This window comes from Stenotrophomonas sp. GbtcB23 (genome assembly GCF_019091045.1).
In the GTDB taxonomy this organism is placed as follows: Bacteria; Pseudomonadota; Gammaproteobacteria; order Xanthomonadales; family Xanthomonadaceae; genus Stenotrophomonas; species Stenotrophomonas rhizophila_A.
In genome coordinates, this window is the sequence record NZ_JAGXKC010000147.1 from 1 (window position 1) to 742 (window position 742).

Annotated in this window: 2 protein-coding genes; both read left to right on the forward strand. The window is 57.4% G+C overall.

Features of this window, described 5'->3' with window-relative positions; genetic code table 11:
• The coding region (locus KVS69_RS18515; RefSeq protein ID WP_217539446.1) for a hypothetical protein at nt 1-181 on the forward strand (181 nt) is incomplete at its 5' end.
• A 137-nt stretch (nt 182-318) separates the two neighbouring features.
• Nucleotides 319-742, forward strand: a 424-nt coding sequence (locus KVS69_RS18520; protein WP_217539447.1) for a hypothetical protein, incomplete at its 3' end; no start/stop codon positions are given.

Sequence of the window (742 nt, forward strand, 5' to 3'; positions counted from 1 at the left end):
CGGGCATTCGAGGGCGCCAGCGGGTGCGCTGGAGCTTGAGCCCGCAGGCTCTACGACGCTCTATGTGAAGAAATGGTTGTTTTCAGATCAACCTTCACTGCCGGAGGGTGAGTTCGCAATTCTGTTCTATAACGAGGACTTCACTTGCCGCTCAATCTCGGCCCCCTTTACGATTCATTGATGTGGCGGAGGTGGTCGTAGGGTGGCGACCTACGGGGGCGCTTCCTGGCAAGTCACGAGGATACTAAACTGCTCCAGATCTCTGATGAAACAGATGACGTCATCTTCCTGCTCTCAACCGACTGGTTCTCAACCTGGATGTTCTCCTTGGGTCAATGGAGGGGCGGGCAGGCTTCATTAGCGCTGACGAAGGACGTCGCCAGACGTGCTGCCTCGGACATTCTTTCGGGATCCACTGACTACTACTTGGTGGATCTGTCGCCCACCAGAAAGGCGGCGACCTTTGATCAGTTCATGAAGGAGCTGAAGGCGTGCTTGGATGAAAAGGCATCGCGGGATCTCCGTAGGCTGGTGGATTCAATCACCGGTCATTCGCTGCTATCTCGTGACCAGAGATGGGCGCTCAAGGCAGCTTTGATTCGTGCGATGGCCCTCGGTCTCGGGGCTGACGCCCGCGCTGCGCTGGGCGAGGGAGTGGTGGCCGTGGTGATAAACATGTTGGAACTGCTCGGTGCCGGCGAGATTCCATTCCAGCCTGAAAGCAGATGGGACGTGGAGCTCG